This is a genomic window from Bradyrhizobium sp. CCGUVB14, from assembly GCF_024199935.1.
Lineage (GTDB): Bacteria > Pseudomonadota > Alphaproteobacteria > Rhizobiales > Xanthobacteraceae > Bradyrhizobium.
On record NZ_JANADS010000001.1, the window covers coordinates 617,116 to 637,153 of the forward strand.

Here is a 20,038-nt window from a genome sequence, read left to right on the forward strand (position 1 = left end):
TCCGTAACCTCCGCGCCGCAATTTCAGGAGATGCGACGTGGCGAAGAAGACGGCGACCAAGAAGAAAAGCAACTCAAAGAAAGCAGCGAAGACCTCGAACAAGAAGGCCACCGTCCGCAAGGGCGCTGTTGCGAAACCGGCCAAGAAGACCCTCAAGACAGCAGTCAAGAAGGCCGCCGCGCGCCGTCCCAAGGGGCCGGCCTGGCAATGGTCGGCCGTCGAGACCGCGGCGGCGATCCGCTCCGGCGCGATCTCGGCGGTGGAAACCGTCGAGGCGCATCTGGAGCGCATGCATGCGGTGAATCCCCGGCTGAACGCGGTCGTCGTCGATCTCGGCGAGGACGCGCTGAAGGCCGCGCATGCGGCCGACAAGCAGCGCGCCAAGGGCGCCGAGCTCGGCCTCCTGCACGGCGTGCCCGTCACCATCAAGGAGAATGTCGACTACGAAGGCCGGCCTAATTTCAACGGCGTTCCCGCCAACAAGAATCTGGTCGCGCCGTCGGATTCGCCCGTGGTGCGTAACCTGAAGAAGGCCGGCGCGATCGTCATCGGCCTCACCAACACGCCGGAATTCTCGTTCCGCGGCTTCACCGACAATCCGCTGCACGGATTGACGCTCAATCCCTGGGATCCGAACATCACCTGCGGCGGCTCCTCGGGCGGCGCGGGGTCGGCGGTCGCCGCCGGCATCGGCACCATCGCGCATGGCAACGACATCGGCGGCTCGCTGCGCTGGCCGGCGCATTGCAACGGCGTCGCCACCATCAAGCCGACGCAGGGGCGCATTCCCGCCTTCAACGCCAGCGCGACGGCCGAGCGGCCGATGCTGGCGCATCTGATGTCGGCGCAGGGGCCACTCGCCCGCCACGTCGGCGACGTCCGTCTCGCGCTGGAGGTGATGAGCCAGCGCGATCCGCGCGATCCCTGGTGGGTGCCGGCGCCGCTGACCGGGCCGAAGCCGAAGGGGCCGGTCAAGGTCGCGCTGGCCAAGATCCCGGACGACATGGCGGTCGATCCGGCGGTCAGCGCGGCGCTTCGCCAGGCCGCCGATCATTTGGAGCGCTCCGGCTATCGCGTCAGCGAAGTCGAGGTGCCCGATATCAACGGCGTCTGGCAGACCTGGTGCGACATCATCACCAACGAGACGGTGGTGATGCAGGAGGCCGGCATGCTGAAGGTCACGTCGGAAGATTTCCACAAGGCGTGGGGCGGCATGAAGACCAAGGCGAGCACGCTCGATCTCAAGGCCTGGATGCAGGCGACGGCCGCCCGCAACGGCCATATCCGTGCGTGGCAATTGTTCTTCGAGGAGTATCCGGTGGTGCTGGCGCCGACCACGGTGAAGCCGACGCCAGGGCCGCGCGACGACACCGTCAGCGCCGAACGCGTGCAAGAGATCTTCTGGGGCGAGATCCGCTTCATCTCTGCGATCAACGTGCTGGGGCTGCCCGGCGCCGTGGTGCCGGTGGCCGTGCACGACGGCAAGCCGATCGGCGTGCAGCTCATCGCGGGCCGCTATCGCGAGGATCTCGCGCTGGATGCTGCCGCCGCGATCGAGAAGCGCGCCGGCGTGCTGACCCACCGGCTCTGGGAGACGATGGCCTGAACTTGCTGTTGTCTCGCTGTCGGGGCTTCGCGCAATACGCGCGAAGCCCCGATGCGTCCGCCGAGATCAGTTGGTCAGATGGGAGGCCGCGATCGCCTTCTGGAACAGTGCATTCAGCGCCGTGGTGATGTTGGAATCGCTCGAGACTTCGTAGTAATAGCCGGTCGTCGCGCAGGCCTGCATCTTGGTCGCGATCGAGCTGCGGAACGGTGCGATGTAGGTGTTGTACCAGCTGTTGTTGGTGATCGCGAGGTAGGTGGTATAGAGCACCGCGATCTTGACGCCGCGCGCCTTGATGGTGTTGCAGATCGTCGTCGTCAGCGGCTCCTGGCATCGCCCCGACGAGGTGATCACGGTCTGACTGCAGCTCGACGGATAATAGTAGTCGGCGACGCCGTCGGAGACGAAGAACAGCCATTTCTGCGGCGAGGAGGACGAGCCGTCGCCCGGCGTCGGGATCGTGGTGTTCATCGACGTCATGGTGCCGTCGAAATCGGTGCACATGTCGTTGTTGTAGTTGGTGTAGGGGATCGTCATCAGGTCGACGCCGGCAACCGCCGTCTTGACCGAAGACATGCTCGAGGAGAGCGCCGAGATCGTCGTCAGGCCCAATGCGGCGCAATCGCTGCCCATGGTGTAGACCGCCATCCGGTACTGGTTGCTGACGAGCTGGCTCGCGGTGGCGGTGTCGGTGAGCGACTGCGTTGCGTCGCGCACCAGGTCGATCCGCATCTTGATGCCGAGCTTCTTGGCGATCGAATAGTAGCTGTTGGTTTGAAGCGTCTTCTTCGAGCTCGACGTATAGGTGTCGTGACAGGCGAAGGCGCAGCTGTCGGAGGTCGCGTTCTGCAAGGCCGTCATGTCGGCCGTGGTCGCGCCCAGTCCCTGCGATGGGGAATTGTCGAGCAGCACGTAGAAGTCGATGTAGGCCGGCAGCGAGGCTGCAGCGCTCGAGGACGCCGAGACTCCGAGGGTCTTGTAGCCGAACATCCCCATGAAATAGGTGGTCACTGTCGCGGTCGCCGTCCCCGACGCCGTTCGGGTGGTGACGCTGTCGGTCACGGTGATGTTCACGGAGGTCGAGGTCATGCTGAGCGCGGCCAGCTGTCCGGTGAAGGCGTTCTGCGCATCGCTCTGCGCGGTCGAGGCGCTCTTGGTGATCTCGGTCTTGGCGGTGGCGACCAGCACGGCGGTGTCGAGCGCGGACGTCAGCTTCGTTTTGGCCCGCGTGGCCATGGAATAATCGATGGCGGCGCCGATGAAGGACAGTATCGGCAGCAGCGAGAGCGCGAAGATGACGGCGATATTGCCACGGCGATCTGAAGCAAAGGACGAGAGCAGGCGATGAGCATTACGGGTAGCAAGGTACAAGCAAGCATATCCTTACGCGAACAACAGTGCGTGGACGCTAGCATTGTGGAACTTACGCAAGGGTTGACCCGGTTCCACAAACGCGTGTCGGGATATTGCTGATCGTGTCGCCGACCGAACGAAAACTCCGAAAAAAATAGCTGTTTCTGCGCGTCGAGTTCGACTGGTCCCGTAGTACTCCGGTGTGCGCGCTTGACGCACGTCGGCGTTTGCTCCCAACATGCACGGACACCGCGCCGTAGCAGCGCGCATCAACCTTCAGTAGGGAGGCGACATGCCGGAGCATCTTCCGATCATCCTGCATCACTTCGACGAGTCGCCATTCTCCGAGAAGATCCGCCTCATCTTCGGTCTGAAGAACATCGCCTGGACCTCGGTCCGCATCTCCAGGATCATGCCGCGTCCGGATCTGATGCCGCTCACCGGTGGTTACAGGCGTACGCCGGTGATGCAGATCGGCGCGGACATCTATTGCGACACCCAGCGCATCATCCGCGAGCTCGAGCACCGTTTTCCCGCGCCGACCCTGTCTTCTGATCGAGGCGAGGGGCTCGCCTGGGCCAGCGCGATGTGGACCGACAAGTCGTTCTTTCAGAATACGGTGAACCTGGTGTTCGGTTCGCTCGCCGACAAGGTGCCGCAGAGCTTCATCGAGGATCGCGAGAAGCTGCGCGGTGCGAAGTTCGACATTGCGGCGATGACGGCGGCGATCCCGCAGATGCGCGACCAGTACCGCGCTCACGTCGGCTGGATCGAGACGCAGCTTGCCGGAGGTCACCCGTGGCTCGGCGGCGCCGCGGCTGACCTCGTCGACATCAATGCTTACATGAATGTCTGGTACGTCCGCTCCAACCTGGCTGTCGCCGATCAGCTGTTGGCTGAATTTCCCAAGGTGCGCGCCTGGGAAGAGCGCATCCGCGCGATCGGTCATGGCACGCGAACCGAGATGTCGACCGCAGAGGCGCTCAGGATCGGTCGGGCAGCGACGCCGCAGACAGGAGAGGCCAACGACCCGCACGATCCGAACGGCCGCAAGGTCGGTGATCTCGTCGACGTCAGGCCCGACGATTACGGCAGGATCGCCGTGCGCGGACGGATCGTTTCGCTGTCAGCCCAGAGCATCGCCATCCGCCGCCACGACGATATCGCGGGCGACATCGTCGTCCATTTTCCGCGCGCGGGGTTTGGGGTGACGCCGGCGGAGTAGTTAATCCAAGTTGACTCAAATTTTAGCCAATTCACCAACAACCATTAGGGTTACTTCCTCGATCTCTAAGCGAATTATTGTCCGCTTTACCACCCGCCTCTAACAGAGGGACGGCGGACAACGCACATGCCTCATACAGGCCAATAAGTGCGGCCCGCGTCCCACGCGGAGGTGGTACGATGCGCAACGAGACGATTGCTATTCACGCCGGCTACGAGCCCGAGGCCACCACGCACGCGGTTGCCGTGCCGATCTACCAGACCGCGGCCTACGCTTTCGACAGCGCCGACCACGGCGCGGCCCTCTTCAATCTCGAAGCTGAAGGTTTCCGCTACAGCCGCATCGCCAATCCGACCAGCGCCGTGCTGGAGAAGCGCATCGCCCAGCTCGAAGGCGGCGTCGGCGCGCTCGCGGTTGCGACCGGCCAGGCTGCGCTGCATTTCGCCTTCGTCAACGTCGCCGACCACGGCGGCAATATCGTGTCCGTGCCGCAGCTCTACGGCACCACCCATACGCTGCTCTCGCACATTCTGCCGCGACAGGGCATCACCGGCCGCTTCGCCGAGAGCGACAAGCCGGACGCGATCGCGAAGCTGATCGACGAGAACACCCGCGCGGTGTTCGCCGAGACGATCGGCAACCCCGCCGGCAATGTCTGCGACATCGAGGCCCTGGCGAAAATCGCGCATGCCCATGGCGTGCCGCTGATCGTCGACAACACCGTCGCCACGCCCATCCTGCTTAAGCCGTTCGATTACGGCGCCGATATCGCCGTGCATTCGCTGACCAAGTTTCTGGGCGGCCACGGCACCACGCTCGGCGGCGCCATCGTCGATTCCGGAAATTTCCCCTGGGCCAAGCACGCCGACCGCTTCCCGGCCTACAACAAGCCGGACGCCTCCTATCACGGCCTCGTCTATGCCGAGCGCTTCGGCAAGACCGCCTATATCGAGCGCGCGCGCAGCGTCTATCAGCGTACCATGGGTTCGGTGCTGTCGCCGTTCAACGCCTTCCTGCTGCTCCAGGGCATCGAGACGGTGGCGCTGCGCATGGAGCGCCATTGCGAGAACGCCCGCAAGGTCGCCGAATTCCTGCGCAACGATCCGCGCGTCGCCTGGGTCAACTACACCGGCTTCCCGGACAGCCCCTATTATCCGCTGGTCCAGAAGTATCTCGACGGCAACGCCTCCTCGCTGTTCACCTTCGGCATCAAGGGCGGCATGGAGGCCGGCAAGACGTTCTATGATGCGCTGAAGCTGATCACGCGCCTTGTCAATATCGGCGATGCCAAGTCGCTGGCCTGCCATCCGGCTTCGACCACGCACCGGCAAATGTCGCCGGAGCAGCAGCGCTCGGCCGGCGTGCTACCGGAAACGATCCGCCTCTCGATCGGCATCGAGCATGCCGCCGATATCATAGAGGATATCGACCAGGCGCTGGAAAAGGCCTGCCCGGCTGCGCATCTTCAGGCCGCGGAGTAGGCAATCGCGCCGATGAGCATCTTGATCGACAGGGATCAAGGTATTGTAAGCCCGGCGCTGGTACCGGCCGAAGGTGACTTCGCGCGCGATCACGCCGGTGCCGAGCTCAACATCGGGCTGATCAACAATATGCCTGATACGGCGCTGAAGGCGACAGAGCGGCAGTTCATGAAGCTGCTGCAGGCTGCTGCGGGGCCGCGCCGCATCCGTTTTCATTGCTTCTCGCTGCCGTCGGTGAAGCGGTCGCCGGAAGCGAAGTGGCATGTCGAGAGCGAATATTCCGATCTCTCCGATCTCAAGCGTCAGAGGTTCGACGGGCTGATCGTGACCGGCGCCGAACCGGTCGCGCCCGAGCTCGATCAGGAGCCGTACTGGCGCGACCTCACCGAGCTGATCGACTGGGCGAGGATCAATACCCGCTCGACGATCTGGTCATGCCTTGCCGCACATGCGGCGGTGCTGCACCTCGATCGCATCGAACGACAGCGGCTGCCGTCCAAATGCCATGGCATCTTCGACTGCGAGACCGTGACTGGCGATCCGCTCACGCGCGGTGCGCCAGCGCCGCTCAAGGTCTCGCATTCCCGCCTCAACGAAGTCACCGAGGGAGATCTCACGCAGGCCGGCTATCAGGTGCTGACCAGGTCGGCCCGGGCTGGCGTCGACGTCTTCGTTCGGCAATATGCCAGCCGCTTCGTGTTCTTCCAGGGCCATCCCGAATATGACGCGCTGTCGCTCCAGCGCGAATATCTGCGCGACATCGGCCGCTTCCTCGCGCGCGAGCGGGAGGCCTATCCGGCGCTCCCCGTGAGCTATTTTGACGCAGCGACGGAGGAAAAGCTCGTTCGCTTCGAAAAGCGGGCCAGGCATCAGCGGCATCCGGCACTGACCAATGAATTGCCGGCGCTGACTTTGCGCCCCGATATTGCGGCCGGCAGCGCCGCGGCGGCGCTTTTCCGCAATTGGCTGCAATATCTCGATGCGGACACCGAGGCTCCGCTGCTGGCGCGTTAACCCAGGGCTGTGGGTTCCGCGTTAGGATTACCCGAGCGTTAAGCTTGCCTCGAGCCGCGCGTAAATGTTTCAGTCGAGACATATAGAATCACAGGGAATGCACCCGTGCTGTCGGCCCTCAACGGACGCTTGAGCAATCGGCTAGCCCGGCATTTCCGCGCCGCGCCGCACCGCTTGCCGGCGCACGCGCCGATGGTGAGCTTCACCTTCGATGACGCCCCCGACAGCGCCGCGAACGAGGGCGCCTCGCTACTGGAAGCGCATGGCGGGCGCGGCACGTTCTACCTCGCCGGCAGCCTGATCGATCAGCCCGGGGACCATTGGCACGGCCTGTCGAACGACGCGATCATTCGTCTGCATCGCGGCGGCCACGAGATCGCCTGCCACACGTTCTCGCATCTGCGCGCGGTCGATCTCGACGAGAGCGCGATGGCGCGCGAGATCGAGCGGAACCGCAGTCATTTCCGCGGTATCGACTCCTCGATCAAGCTCGAGAATTTTGCCTATCCCTATGGCCTCGCTTCGGTCTGGCGGAAACCGCAGCTCGCCAAAACCTTTCGCTCGGCGCGTGGCATCCTTCCCGGCGTCAACAGCGATGTTATCGATCTCCAGTTCCTGCGCGCTTCGCCGCTGGTCAATTGCGAGATCGATGCGGCGGGCGTGGATCGCTACTTCGACGAGGCGGTCGCGAGCGGCGGCTGGCTGATCTTCTACGGTCACGACGTCGTCGATGCGCCAAGCCCTTATGGCTGCACACCGGCCCTGATGCGCCACGCGCTGACGGCCGCGGACAAGCGCGACATGCCGATCGTGACGGTCGCCGAGGCCTTGCGCAGGATCGGGGCGTAGTTTTCACCTCTCCCCGCTTGCGGGGAGAGGTCGGATCGCCCCCGGCGATGCGCAGCATCGTCCGGCGCGATCCGGGTGAGGGGGTACAGGTCTCACCACCATCTCATCTGCGGATAGATGCCCCTCACCCCAACCCTCTCCCCGTAAGAACGGGGAGAGGGAGAAGAAGCAACGGTGCAAGCCCCCGCAAATCGTCTTGCAACGCCCGTACGGCCATGCGACTTGCGTTGTGCCGAATCTCGCAAACCCCCGACACGCCCCATGCCCGTCCCTTCCACCGTTCCGCTGCCAGCGCCGGCCGATGGCCGCGATGCGCTGTCGGTGCTGCATTCGGTGTTCGGCCTGCCGGGGTTCCGAGGCGCGCAAGGCGAAATCATCCGGCACGTCACCGACGGCGGTAATTGCCTGGTGCTGATGCCGACCGGTGGCGGCAAGTCGATGTGCTATCAATTGCCGTCACTGTTGCGTGAGGGCTGCGGCATCGTTGTCTCGCCGCTGATCGCGCTGATGCGCGACCAGGTTGCGGGCCTGATCGAGGCCGGCGTGAATGCTGCCGCGCTGAACTCGTCGCTGACCTTGCAGGAGGCCTCCGAGATCGAGCGGCGCCTGATCGCGGGCGATCTCGACCTGCTCTATGTCGCGCCGGAGCGCCTGGTGACGCCGCGTTGCCTGTCGATGCTGGCACAAGCCAAAGTGGCGTTGTTCGCAATCGACGAGGCGCATTGCGTTTCGCAATGGGGGCATGACTTCCGGCCCGAATATGTCGGTCTCTCCGTCATCGCCGAGCGTTTCCCCGATGTGCCGCGCATCGCGCTGACCGCGACCGCCGACGAATTGACGCGGAAAGAAATCGTCCAGCGGCTCCAGCTGACGGATAGCCCGCAATTCGTCTCGAGCTTCGACCGGCCCAACATCCGCTACGAGATCGTCGATAAGCGCAATGCGGTGTCGCAGCTGAAGGAGTTTATCCGGGATCGCCATGCCGGAGATGCCGGCGTGGTCTATTGCCTGTCCCGCAACCGCGTCGAGGAGGTTGCTGGCGCACTCGCCGAGGCCGGCATTGCGGCGCTGCCCTATCACGCCGGGCTCGACAGTCAGGTGCGCTCGCGCAACCAGGACCGCTTCCTCAACGAGGACGGCATCGTCATCGTCGCGACCATCGCCTTCGGCATGGGTATCGACAAGCCCGACGTGCGCTTCGTCGCCCATCTCGATCTGCCCAAGAGCATCGAGGCCTATTACCAGGAAACCGGGCGTGCGGGGCGCGACGGCAAGCCGTCCGCGGCGTGGATGGCCTACGGGCTCTCGGACATCGTGCAGCAGCGCCGCATGATCGACGAGTCCACTGGCTCCGAAGACTTCAAGCGCGTGTCGATCGGCAAGCTCGATGCGCTGGTCGGGCTCGCCGAGACCGCGCAGTGCCGGCGCCGGCGCCTGCTCGCCTATTTCGGCGAGGTCGTGCACGGCGAAAGCTGCGGCAATTGCGACAACTGCCTGACGCCGCCGAAAATGCGTGACGGCAAGGTGTTGGCGCAAAAGCTCTTGTCCTGCGCCTACCGCACCGAACAACGCTTCGGCGCGATGCACTTGATCGACGTGCTGATCGGACGGTTGACCGAGAAGGTGACGCAGTTCGGCCACGACAAGCTGTCGGTGTTCGGCATCGGGCGCGAGCTCAACGAGAAGCAATGGCGCACCGTGCTGCGGCAGCTGGTGGCCATGGGTCATCTGCAGAGCGACAGCGAAGCCTTTGGCGCGCTGAAGCTGACCGAGACCGCGCGCGGCGTACTACGTGGAGAGACAGAGGTGTGGCTGCGCGAGGAAGCGCCCGGCACCCGGGTTCGGTCAAGCCGCGCAAAATCCCGCCGCGGCGACCTCGCGCCGGCGGCCAGCGCGCCGCAGGGCGACGTCGATCCCGAATTGCGCGCGCGGCTGCGCTCCTGGCGTTCCGATGTGGCGCGCGAGCGCGGCGTGCCGGCCTATGTCGTGCTGCATGATGCCACCATCGACGGCATCGTCCGGGCCTGGCCGACCACGCTCGACGAGCTCCGCAACGTCCCCGGCATCGGCGACAAGAAGCTCGAGCACTATGGCGACGAGCTGCTGCAGATCGTCAAGACGCGGTAAGGCTTCTCGTCATCCCGGACAAGCGCAGCGAAGCGGAGCGCAGATCCGGGATCCATACCGCGTGATCTATCTTGAGGCATGCGGGGAGACATTCTTCGCCAAACATCTCCCTGGGGTTATGGGTCCCGGGCTCGCGACTTTGTCGCGCCCCGGGACGACAGTCGTTGTGGGTCTACCTCAGCCGTTCCGGAACGCGTAGCCGTAGCCGTTCAGCGCCGGTGCGCCGCCGAGATGGGCGTAGAGAATCTTCGCGCCCTTCTCGAAATGGCCCTTCTTGGTCAGGTCGATCAGGCCCTGCATCGATTTGCCTTCATAGACGGGGTCGGTGATCATCGCCTCGAGCCGTGCGGTGAGGCGGATCGCCTCCTTGGTCTCCTCCGACGGAACGCCATAGGCGGGATAGGCGTAGTCCTCGATCAGCACGACGTCGTCTGCAACGATGTCCTGGCCGAGTTCGACGAGCTTTGCGGTGTTCTGAGCGATCGAGAGCACCTGCGCTTTCGTCTGCGCCGGCGTGAAGGAGCCATCGATGCCGATCACCTTTCGCGCACGGCCGTCCGCCGCGAAGCCGACCAGCATGCCGGCATGGGTGGAGCCGGTCACGGTGCAGACGATGATGTAGTCGAACTTGAAGCCGAGCTCTTTCTCCTGCTTGCGCACTTCCTCGGCGAAGCCGACATAGCCGAGCCCGCCGAATTTGTGCACGGAGGCGCCGGCCGGGATCGCGTAGGGCTTGCCGCCGGCAGCCTTCACGTCCTCGATAGCCTGCTCCCAGCTCTTGCGGATGCCGATGTCGAAACCGTCGTCGACCAGACGCACGTCGGCGCCCATGATGCGCGAGAGCATGATGTTGCCGACGCGGTCATAGACGGCGTCCTCGTGCGGCACCCAGGCTTCCTGCACCAGGCGGCACTTCATGCCGATCTTGGCGGCGACGGCGGCGATCATGCGGGTGTGGTTCGACTGCACGCCGCCGATCGAGACCAGCGTATCGGCGTTCGACGCGATCGCGTCGGGAATGATGTATTCGAGCTTGCGCAGCTTGTTGCCGCCATAGGCGAGGCCGGAATTGCAGTCCTCGCGCTTGGCGTAGATCTCGACATTGCCGCCGAGATGTTTGGACAGCCGCTCCAGCTTCTCGATGGGCGTCGGGCCGAAGGTCAGCGGATAACGCGGAAATTTGTCGAGGTTCATTGGTTCATCCCGATTGGCGTTGGTCTGGGATGTGGCTAGCATTGCACTGCAAAAAGGTGCTTTCGAATTTTGCGCCCATATTGCATGTGATCTTGCGAAAATTAGGCCAATAGCTAGAATTCCTTCCGAAGATAGATTAAATATCGGAAGCTTCTTCCATGCCCGCCCGACTCGATCGCATCGACCTCAAGATGTTGAGATTGCTGCAGAATAACGGTCGGCTCAGCAATGCCGAGCTGGCCGTATCAGTCGCGATCAGCCCCGCCACATGCCATCGCCGCACCCAGCGCCTGTTCGAGGACGGCTTTATCGCCACCGTCCGGGCCATGGTGGCGCCGAAGAAGGTGGCCAAGGGCACGCTGGTGATGGTCGGCGTCGTGCTCGACCGCTCGACCCCGGAGAGCTTTGCGATCTTCGAGCAGGCGATCGCAAAACTGAAATTCGTGCTCGACTGCCATCTCGTCGCCGGCGACTTCGACTATTTCCTGAAAATCCGCGTCGGCGACATGGAGGATTTCAACCGCATCCATGGCGAGCAGCTCATCGCGCTCCCCGGCGTCCGCCAGACACGCACCTTCTTCGTGATGAAGGAGGTCGTCGACAACGCGCCGCTGGAGTTCTGAGCCGGAGCGTTTTCCAGCGAAGTGGAAACCGGTTCGCGGCATGAAAACGCGTCAAACAACAATCCGCCGCTATTGATGCGCGATCCGCATCATGAGAGATTCCTCCGATGCAGACATTCCCCTACCGCAACCTCAATCCGGCCGGGCCGGCCTATCGGCGCGGCTGGGTCGACGAGGCCGTGGCCGCGATCGAGGCCGACCAGTGCCGTACGGCCGACACGCATCTGATCCGGCTGATCGTGCCGGCGCTCGCGGGCATCGATATCTATCTGAAGGACGAGTCCACGCATCCGACCGGCAGCCTCAAGCACCGGCTGGCGCGCTCGCTGTTCCTCTACGCGCTCTGCAATGGCCATATCCGCCAAGGCACGCCCGTCGTGGAGGCGTCGTCGGGCTCGACCGCGGTGTCGGAGGCGTATTTCGCGCAGATGATCGGCGTGCCCTTCTATGCCGTGATGCCGCGCACGACCTCGGCGGAGAAGATCGCCGCGATCGAGCACTATGGCGGCAATTGCCATCTGATCGACGACGGCCGCGCGCTCTATGCGGAAGCAGCTGCGCTCGCGACCCGGCTCGGCGGCCATTACATGGACCAGTTCACCTTCGCCGAGCGCGCCACCGACTGGCGCGGCAACAACAACATCGCCGAGTCGATCTTCACGCAATTGGCGGGCGAGCCGCGACCGATCCCGGACTGGATCGTGATGGGCGCGGGCACCGACGGCACGTCGGCCACCATCGGTCGCTATCTGCGCTATCGCCAATATCCGACGCGGCTGTGTGTCGCCGATGTCGAGCACTCCGCCTTCTTCGATTGCTTCCGCACGCAGGACCGCTCCCATGTGTGCGAGCGCCCTTCACTCATCGAAGGCGTCGGCCGTCCCCGCTGCGAGCCGTCGTTCGTGCCGGGCGTGGTCGACCGCATGATGAAGATTCCGGATGCGGTGACGATTGCCGCGATGAACGTGCTGTCGCGCCGGTTGCGGCGCGCGGTCGGCGGTTCCACGGGCACCAATTTCCTGGCACTATGCCGGCTCGCCTCGGAGATGCGCAAGGCAGGCCAGACCGGCTCGCTGGTGACGCTGATCTGCGATTCCGGCGAGCGTTACCGGCAGACCTATTATGAACCCACCTGGCTCGCCGCGCGCGGTCTCGATCCGGCGCCGTTCGAGGCGGCTCTGTCGTCGTTCCTTGAGACCGCACAGCCACTCGCGCTCGCGGTCGACGACGTCGTCAATCCGCAGAGCCCATGACGCTCTGAAGTCTTCGTAGCGGCGTCTCTCTGCTATTTGCGAAATTGCACGATCGTCACGGCAACTTCACTTGCCTTGCGCCCGCACGCGCGCGAGCGTTCGATCTTCTCAACGAGGAGATCTTGCCGTGCGCATTCCCATTCTTGATCCGAAACCGCTGAGCGACGAACAGAAGCCGCTCTATGCCGACATGCAAGCGGGCATCAAGGACCACTTCAAGGGCTTTGTGAACATGCGCGACGATGGCGCGCTGCTTGGTCCCTGGAATCCCTGGATCCGCGAGCCGCGCTTCGGCAAGCCGGTGTGGGAGCTGGTCAAGGCGATCGCGTCGAACCCGCTGCTGCCGGCGCCGGTGCGCGAGGTCGCGATCCTCGTCACTGGTTCACATTTTCGCTCCGGCTACGAGCTCTACGCCCATGTCCTTGTCGCCGAGCAGCGCGGCCTCTCCGACGAGAAGCTTGCGACCATCGTCGCCGGCCAGCGGCCCGTCGATCTCACCAAGCAGGAGGCGGTTGCCTACGACATGGCCTCTGCACTGGTGAGCGGCGGCGTGCTGCCCGAGCTGACCTATCGGGCTGCGGTCAAGGAATTCGGCGAGCACGGCGCGGCCGAGCTGTCCTACCTCGTCGGCGTCTACTGCATGGTCTCGGTCACGCTGAACACCTTTGACGTGCCGGTGCCGGAGTAGAAGCGCCTCGCGACGATCACTCTGCCGCCCTGCTTGCAGGCGGCGGGGGCATCCAGGCGATGCAACGATTGCGGCCTTCGGCCTTGGCCTGGTAGAGCGCCTGGTCGGCTGCGCCCATCAGCGCGTCGATGCCGGACATGCTGACGCTGGCTTCGGCAATGCCGATGCTCACGGTGACGCCGAACTGCACCTGATGAGCGTTCAGCCGCATCGCCATCGCGCGCTTGCGGATTCGCTCGGCAACGAGCTTGGCGCGTGACAGGCTGGTCTCGGGCAGCAGAACCGCGAACTCCTCGCCACCGATGCGGCCGACGAGATCGGACTTGCGCTTGCCCTCGTTGCATGCGGCCGCAACAGCCTTGATCGCCTCGTCGCCGACCGCGTGACCGTAGCGATCGTTGACCGACTTGAAATGATCGATGTCGAGCATCAGGACGGAGACCGAGCGGTAGTAGCGCTGGAAGCGGCTCCATTCCGCATCGAGCGAACCCAGGAAATGCCGGCGGTTGTACAGACCGGTGAGCGGATCGGTGGTCGCGAGCCGCTCCAGCATGTTGGCCTTGTCGTTGAGATCGGTGATGTCGACATAGGTCAGCATGCGGCCGCCGTTCGACATCGTGGTGCAATGAGCCCTGATCAATCGCCCGTCGGGCGTCTGGAGGTCGCGCACGTGATCGCCTGCCTTGACCTCGGCGAGACGCCTGCCGGGGAATTTCGCCAGCTCGTTTGCCGCAAGGTCCGGGGCGCTCGCGCGTTGCGCGCGGCTCACCAGCGAAGCATAGGCTGGGCGGGTGGCGGCTTCTTCCTCGCTCACCTCCCAGAACCGCCGCATCCGCAGGTTCATGAAGCTCGCATTCAGGTTGGAGTCGAGAAGGAGAACGCCGTCCTGAACGTTTTCCAGGGCGTCGCGCAGCAGCTTCAGCTCGTCGGAGAAGCGCACGATGTCGGTGACGGGCGTATAGGTCAGCATGCGTCCGCCGTCGGGCAAAGGCGTGCATTGGACGCGCACGACATCGCCGTTGGTTCGGCGTACGTCGATAGGTGTCGGGTCGCCGGCCTCGATCACGCGGACACGCTCTTTCACATGGGCTTCGAGGGCGGGATCCGGCACCTCGTAGGCTCCGATGTCGCGCCCGTGATGAAGCAGCGTGAGAATGGATGGGTAGCTGTCGGCGACCTGGTCAGGCAGGTGCCACATCTGGCGAAACGAGCGGTTGATGAGGCGCGCCCGGAGGTGGTTGTCGAGCAGCACGATGCCGGTCGGCACATGATCCAGGGCCGCGCGCAGGGCCAGCATCTGGGCGCGCATCAGCGAGTCGGGTGAGCGCTCCTGTTCGCTGCCGGCGGGGCGTTCGACGCTGCCCGGCTGTTCGAAAGCGACTCCCACCTGACGGTCCGATCGCCAGATCACGCGGCAGCTCAGGATGTCGCGTCCCGCAAGCGTGAGCTGGAATCGATCGGGGACGCCGAGACCGCTCTGCATCTCGAGCGTCGCGGCCTCCTCGGTCAGCCGGCGCACGACGCAATCGATCGACGACTGGCCGAAATTGAAGATGATCTTCCCAGCCAGGAACGTCCGTTCCGGCACCAAGCGGGACATCCGCAGTCTCCAAGGCTGAATACGCCGTCTGATTGTGCCGCAACGTTCCTTGCGGCGGCGTAACGCAATCGAAGTTTTCGGATGAGGATTAACGATCGGTTGACGCGGAACTCCAATGGAGGCCCACGGCGGCCCGCGCTCAGTGGCGCACGGCGTAAAGCGGCGTCCGCAGCGTCACCTGGTAGGATGGTTTCGGCATCCACGCGATCTGGGCGGTGATGCCGAACAGACGGTTGTCATTGTCATCCATGCGGTCGAGGTCGAGGCGCAGGATCGGCTGGGTGAAGGATTCCGCCAGGGTCCGGCCTGCGAGCTGCGCACCGCCGAACGACTGCATGCCGAGGCGCCCGATGAATTTCCAGTTGCTCGGCCATTGGTAATAGCCGCCGGCGTAGAGGATCGTATTCGGCCTGATCCGGGCCACCACGCTGGCAATGTCGGTGTGGGTGTATTGCACGCCGGCAAGCCAGCCGCGCGTCTCGTCCTCGTCGAGCGCGTAGTCGAATTCCAGGATGTTGTTGAACGAATTCGTCATGCCCGGCGCGTTCGGCACCGACTGCGTGATGGTGGATTGCAGGGTGATGGTCGGGATCTTGCCGCCGTTCTGCTGGTAGAGGTCGGCCTGCACGCCGATGTTCCAGCTGGTGACGTCGAATGTCGACCAGCCGCCGCCGATATCCGTCGCCGAGCCTGATACACCGCCATAGAGCGACACGCGATCGCTGACGTCCACGGTCAGCGGCAGGTCGACGGCAATCGATTTCGCCGCCGGCAAGCCGTTGGGCAGCGTCGCGCCGCGTTGGGCCGCCAGCGCTTCGAACGCGGCCGAGAGGGAGGTGTTGCCGAAACCGAGCCCGAGCGTGCCCGCGGGGATCGTGGCATAGGTCGTGCGAACATCGAGGTAGATGTTCGGGACGACAGGCTTTGCCGCCGTGTCCTCGGCCTCGTCGCCGGCGTAGGCGGCGCCGCCCGGGATCGTCAGACACAGCAGTCCCATCGCGACAGCGCGCAAGACCGGGGCGGACGCTGGGCTGTGGTGGGACACGTGACAATCCGACGCGTGGCACTCTGGTGACGGAGCTGTTCGCTAGATGGAACGTGATCGTTCGTGTGGTCAAGGTCTATCCGCGGGCAATGGACGATGCGCATCTACGCGGTTACCCTGCTGTGATTGCACCGACACACTCGTCCGGCACAGTGCAGGCCGGACAATGGAGACGATCATCATGAACACGTCGCGCCGCATCCTGCTCGCTGGAATGGCGGGGCTCGCCGTGGCTCCGACCGCAATGGCCGCGGCACCGGCACCGGCCATTGCGGATGCGACGGTTGCCGAAGAACGCTTCGCGCGCCTGATTGCCGCCGCGCATGCGCCCGACCTCGCCTGCGCGCGGCAGGCCGAACGCTATGCGGATGCGCATTGGCCGGACTATGTCGTGGCAGCCAGGGCCGTGCTCGAGGCCCGCGTGTGATTCGCGCCTCTAAGTCTCCACCGCGCGCCTGACCTGCTCGCCGATCTGTGACAGCACGAGCTGCGATTGTGGCAGGATCGCGCCCATGGCGTGGAAGTTGTGGACCATGCCGTCATGGCAGACGTGCTCGACCGCGACGCCCGCGGCGAGCAGCTTGCGCGCATAGGCATTGCCCTCGTCGCGCATCGGGTCGAACTCGGCGGTGTGGATGATGGCGGTCGGCAGGCCCGAGAGACGCGTCGCGCGGAGCGGGGAGATGCGGGGATCGGCGGCATCCAGGCCCTCGGGCAGGTAATCGGACAGATCGGCCTCGATGGTGATGCGGTCGATCAGATGGCCTTCGGCGAAGGCCTCGCGCGAGGGCGAGGTTTCCTCGAAGTCCAGCACCGGGCAGATCAGGCATTGCGCGACGATGGAGAGGCCGGCGCTCTGCGCCGCCTCCTGGCATACGACCGCAGCCAGCGTGGCGCCTGCGGAATCGCCGCCGACCACCAGGCGTTCGGCGTCGATGCCGAGCGACGGAGCTTCGCGCGCAACCCATTCGGTGGCGGCGATGGCATCGTCGACTGCGGCGGGAAATTTGTGCTCGGGCGCGAGGCGGTAGTCGACCGAAACGAGGCGGCAGCCGGTCGCATGTGCCAGCGCCGCCGCGATACGGTCATGCGTCGCGATGCTGCCGGCGACGAGCCCGCCGCCATGAAAGAACACGAAGCCCGGTGCGCGCTCGCCCGCCGACGCCGGCGAATAGAGCCGATAAGGCAGCTCTCCGCCAGGGCCGGGCAATTTGCCGTCGGAGGCGGTCACATCCGGCGCCGCGGCGCGCGCGAACTGCATCAGCTTCGCCAGCGATTGTCGCCGCGCTTCGACGCTCGGCCGGGTCCGCACCTGCGGCGCAGCCGCAGCCATCATGGTCAACAAGCGCTTTGCGAGCGGATCGAGCGGCATGGGAAACTCCGTGACGTGCCCGACACTATAGCGGTTTTGACCGCGTTGTTGTCTTAACCTCACGGGAGGGGAGAGTTGATGCTTCCCCGCAGCAAATCGTTTAGAAATTGGGACAATAGTGCCCGGATATTTTTCGAGGGAGGCCTGATATGGCCGAGATCAAGAAGCCGATCGAATATTCGCCGAGCTGGACCTTCTTCGAGGGCAAATGGCATGACGGCAACGTGCCGATCATGGGGCCGCGCACGCATGCGGCCTGGCTCGGCTCGGTCGTGTTCGACGGCGCGCGCGCGTTCGAGGGCGTCGCGCCGGATCTCGACCGCCATGTGGCCCGCGCCAATCAATCCGCGATCAATTTTGGCCTGAAGCCGGTGGTCGATACCGGCACCTGGCTCACGCTCGCACACGAGGGCATCGCGCGCTTTGCGCCGAATGCCGAGCTCTATGTCCGTCCGATGTATTGGGCGCAGAACGGGTCGGGCGGCGGCGTGCTGTTCGACCCTGAAACCACCAATTGGTGCCTGTGCATCTACGAGGCACCGATGCCGAAACCGGTCGGCAACGCGATCACGCTGTCGCCGTTCCGCCGGCCCACCGCCGAATGCGCGCCGGTCGACGCCAAGGCCGCCTGTCTCTATCCGAACAATTCGCGGGCGCTGGCGGAAGCCGCCTCGCGCGGCTTCCAGAACGCGCTGATGCTCGACATGCTCGGCAATGTCGCGGAGTTCGGCAATTCCAACGTGTTCATGGCGAAAGACGGCGTCGTCTTCACGCCGGTGCCGAACGGCACCTTCCTCAACGGCATCACACGCCAGCGCGTGATCAGCCTGCTCCGTGGTGACGGCGTCACCGTGGTCGAGAAGACGCTTCGCTATGCCGACTTCCTCGCCGCCGACGAGATCTTCTCCACCGGCAATTTCGCCAAGGTCGCGCCGGTGATTCGCATCGATGCGCGCGAACTGAAGCCGGGCCCGCTCTACACCAAGGCGCGAAAACTCTATTGGGATTTCGCGCACGCGGTGAAGCTGGCGGCTTGACTAGAGCCGGCGCCGCCTCCGAAACCGGCTGAACTGAAACGCCTGCGTCGAATGCCACGGCGTGTGGTGAACCTCGCTCCGCGTCTCGATCAGCTCGAACTCTGGCCCGAGCTCGCCTGAAAGGCTCGCGCTGTCGTGCCGCTGCACCGGCAGGCCGCTGCATTTTTCCGGGCCATCGGGCGCGAACGTCGCGATGATCACGTGCCCGTCCGGCGCGACCGCCGACCGCAGGCGCTCGACATAGGCGGCCCGGTCGTGCGGATCGGTCAGGAAGTGAAAGGCGGCGCGATCGTGCCAGATATCCCAGGTCTTCGCCGGTTGCCATGTCGTGGCGTCGGCGACGATCCAGTCGATCGTTGAGGCGGCCGCGCCGATTCGTTTCCTCGCCGCGTCGAGCGCGTTGGCGGAAAGGTCGAGCACCGCGATGTCGCGATATCCGTCTTGCAGCAGCGCATCGACCAGCCGCGACGCGCCACCTCCGATATCGATGATGGCTGCGTGATGATCCGGATGCGCCGCGCGAATCATCTCGAGCGAGATCGCAGGACTGTCCTGAAACCAGCTGACCTCGGTCTCGCCCTTGGTGGCGTAGACGTTGTCCCAATGGGTGGTCCGGTCAGGCATGGTGGCTCCGGCCTTGGCCGGGATGGCGGCGAGCGGATGGCGCTGCCGCAATCAATCTGGTGTTTGCGCGCCCGCATCTGCGGACGCGCCGGTCTGGACGAGAGGCCTACTCGTCCTTCTTTGACATGCGCTCGAGGCGCTCCTGCATGTCCTTCATCTGCTGGCGCAGGTCGTCGATGTTGCTGTCCTTGGCCGGCTCGGCGCTCGCATCGGGCTCCGGCTCCGAGCGGCCCGGCGTGGGGACGAACGGCTTGAACATCGAGAAGGTCTGCTGGAACAGCTCCATGTTGCGGCGGACCTGTTCCTCCAGCGGCGCAAACGGAGTTCCGGACAGCGAGTTGGCGATCTGCTTGCGGAACTTCTCCTGCTCCTGGGTCAGCGTCGCGATCGACTGCTCCAGATATTTCGGCACCACCATCTGCATGCTGTCGCCGTAGAAGCGGATCAGCTGGCGCAGGAAGGTGGTCGGCAGGAGATTCTGGCCGGCCTTGTTCTCCTGCTCGAAGATGATCTGGGCGAGCACGGAGCGGGTGATGTCGTCGCCGGTTTTGGCATCGTAGACCAGGAAATCTTCGCCGTCCTTGACCATGGCGGCGAGGTCTTCCAGCGTCACGTAGGTGCTCGTTCCGGTGTTATAGAGCCGGCGGTTCGCGTATTTCTTGATGGTGGTGGGTTGGTCTGATTTCGCCATGGGCTCTCACTTCAAAGACGCTGAGAACGGGAACCTGCAGCGCAAATGCCGCAGGGCGGGAAGAGTACGCAACGCAACAAAATAAGCATTTTCAAAGGGGTCACGCTACCGTTTTGTGCGGCACGGTTAATTGCACAGCAAAAACCTGCTTGCGAAATCGCCAAGAACGCTATTTTGAATGCGCTGCGGCATGAATTCGGTGACCTGCCGATTGACATGCCGCAACGACGTTAACAGGATGCCCTTCGAGACTGGC

At 64.3% G+C, this 20,038-nt stretch carries 18 protein-coding genes; 11 read left to right on the forward strand and 7 right to left on the reverse strand.

The features are described from left to right. Positions 1–37: 37 nt before the first annotated feature. The gene (locus NLM32_RS02935) at positions 38–1,606 is read left to right on the forward strand and encodes an amidase family protein (protein ID WP_254127789.1); all 1,569 of its coding nucleotides are present in this window, start codon (positions 38–40) and stop codon (positions 1,604–1,606) included. 66 nt (positions 1,607–1,672) lie between these two features. Here NLM32_RS02935 and NLM32_RS02940 read toward each other — a convergent pair whose 3' ends face one another. After that, a complete protein-coding gene (locus tag NLM32_RS02940) occupies positions 1,673–2,977 on the reverse strand; it encodes a TadE/TadG family type IV pilus assembly protein (protein ID WP_254127790.1) in 1,305 nt (434 codons plus the stop codon). Between the two features lie 274 nt (positions 2,978–3,251). Between NLM32_RS02940 and NLM32_RS02945 the strand changes: the two genes are divergently transcribed. The 5 genes from NLM32_RS02945 (at position 3,252) to recQ (ending at position 9,655) form a co-directional block, all read left to right on the forward strand. After that, entirely contained in the window at positions 3,252–4,184 is a 933-nt protein-coding gene (locus tag NLM32_RS02945; protein WP_254127791.1) for a glutathione S-transferase family protein, read from the forward strand. A gap of 179 nt (positions 4,185–4,363) precedes the next feature. After that, a complete protein-coding gene (locus NLM32_RS02950; RefSeq protein WP_254127792.1) occupies positions 4,364–5,665 on the forward strand; it encodes an O-acetylhomoserine aminocarboxypropyltransferase/cysteine synthase family protein in 1,302 nt (433 codons plus the stop codon). Between the two features lie 12 nt (positions 5,666–5,677). Beyond that, complete coding sequence (locus NLM32_RS02955; protein WP_254127793.1) at positions 5,678–6,679, forward strand: homoserine O-succinyltransferase; 1,002 nt, start codon at positions 5,678–5,680, stop codon at positions 6,677–6,679. A gap of 105 nt (positions 6,680–6,784) precedes the next feature. Beyond that, positions 6,785–7,528, forward strand: a complete 744-nt coding sequence (locus tag NLM32_RS02960) for a polysaccharide deacetylase family protein (protein ID WP_254127794.1) — start codon at positions 6,785–6,787, stop codon at positions 7,526–7,528. Positions 7,529–7,789: 261 nt separating this feature from the next. Further along, complete coding sequence (gene recQ, locus NLM32_RS02965) at positions 7,790–9,655, forward strand: DNA helicase RecQ (RefSeq protein WP_254127795.1); 1,866 nt, start codon at positions 7,790–7,792, stop codon at positions 9,653–9,655. 177 nt (positions 9,656–9,832) lie between these two features. Here the strand turns inward: recQ and NLM32_RS02970 are convergent, their stop codons facing one another. After that, positions 9,833–10,849 carry a 1-aminocyclopropane-1-carboxylate deaminase gene (locus tag NLM32_RS02970; protein WP_254127796.1) on the reverse strand — a complete coding sequence of 339 codons (1,017 nt, stop codon included), beginning with the start codon at positions 10,847–10,849 and terminating at the stop codon, positions 9,833–9,835. Between the two features lie 158 nt (positions 10,850–11,007). Between NLM32_RS02970 and NLM32_RS02975 the strand changes: the two genes are divergently transcribed. The 3 genes from NLM32_RS02975 (at position 11,008) to NLM32_RS02985 (ending at position 13,413) form a co-directional block, all read left to right on the forward strand. Then, positions 11,008–11,472 carry an Lrp/AsnC family transcriptional regulator gene (locus NLM32_RS02975; RefSeq protein WP_254127797.1) on the forward strand — a complete coding sequence of 155 codons (465 nt, stop codon included), beginning with the start codon at positions 11,008–11,010 and terminating at the stop codon, positions 11,470–11,472. 107 nt (positions 11,473–11,579) lie between these two features. Continuing rightward, positions 11,580–12,725 (forward strand): PLP-dependent cysteine synthase family protein, encoded by a 1,146-nt coding sequence (locus NLM32_RS02980; protein WP_254127798.1) that lies wholly within the window; start codon positions 11,580–11,582, stop codon positions 12,723–12,725. A 127-nt stretch (positions 12,726–12,852) separates the two neighbouring features. Next, positions 12,853–13,413: a carboxymuconolactone decarboxylase family protein gene (locus NLM32_RS02985; protein WP_254127799.1), complete on the forward strand. Its 561-nt coding sequence runs from the start codon at positions 12,853–12,855 to the stop codon at positions 13,411–13,413. A 16-nt stretch (positions 13,414–13,429) separates the two neighbouring features. Here the strand turns inward: NLM32_RS02985 and NLM32_RS02990 are convergent, their stop codons facing one another. Both NLM32_RS02990 and NLM32_RS02995 read right to left on the reverse strand, forming a co-directional pair. Next, positions 13,430–15,013, reverse strand: coding sequence for a sensor domain-containing diguanylate cyclase (locus NLM32_RS02990; RefSeq protein WP_254127800.1), 1,584 nt, complete (start codon positions 15,011–15,013; stop codon positions 13,430–13,432). A gap of 139 nt (positions 15,014–15,152) precedes the next feature. Next, entirely contained in the window at positions 15,153–16,025 is an 873-nt protein-coding gene (locus NLM32_RS02995; RefSeq protein ID WP_254135192.1) for a hypothetical protein, read from the reverse strand. 214 nt (positions 16,026–16,239) lie between these two features. On the opposite strand from NLM32_RS02995, the gene NLM32_RS03000 reads away from it, so the two are divergent. Next, complete coding sequence (locus tag NLM32_RS03000; RefSeq protein WP_254127801.1) at positions 16,240–16,485, forward strand: hypothetical protein; 246 nt, start codon at positions 16,240–16,242, stop codon at positions 16,483–16,485. A gap of 9 nt (positions 16,486–16,494) precedes the next feature. Here the strand turns inward: NLM32_RS03000 and NLM32_RS03005 are convergent, their stop codons facing one another. Beyond that, positions 16,495–17,430, reverse strand: a complete 936-nt coding sequence (locus NLM32_RS03005; protein ID WP_254127802.1) for an alpha/beta hydrolase — start codon at positions 17,428–17,430, stop codon at positions 16,495–16,497. A gap of 149 nt (positions 17,431–17,579) precedes the next feature. On the opposite strand from NLM32_RS03005, the gene NLM32_RS03010 reads away from it, so the two are divergent. Next, a complete protein-coding gene (locus tag NLM32_RS03010) occupies positions 17,580–18,467 on the forward strand; it encodes a branched-chain amino acid aminotransferase (protein ID WP_254127803.1) in 888 nt (295 codons plus the stop codon). Here NLM32_RS03010 and NLM32_RS03015 read toward each other — a convergent pair whose 3' ends face one another. Both NLM32_RS03015 and phaR read right to left on the reverse strand, forming a co-directional pair. Continuing rightward, positions 18,468–19,091 (reverse strand): trans-aconitate 2-methyltransferase, encoded by a 624-nt coding sequence (locus NLM32_RS03015; RefSeq protein WP_254127804.1) that lies wholly within the window; start codon positions 19,089–19,091, stop codon positions 18,468–18,470. Positions 19,092–19,197: 106 nt separating this feature from the next. Continuing rightward, on the reverse strand, positions 19,198–19,782 hold the full coding sequence (phaR, locus tag NLM32_RS03020; protein WP_254127805.1) for a polyhydroxyalkanoate synthesis repressor PhaR: 585 nt from the start codon (positions 19,780–19,782) through the stop codon (positions 19,198–19,200). Between the last annotated feature and the right edge of the window lie 256 nt (positions 19,783–20,038).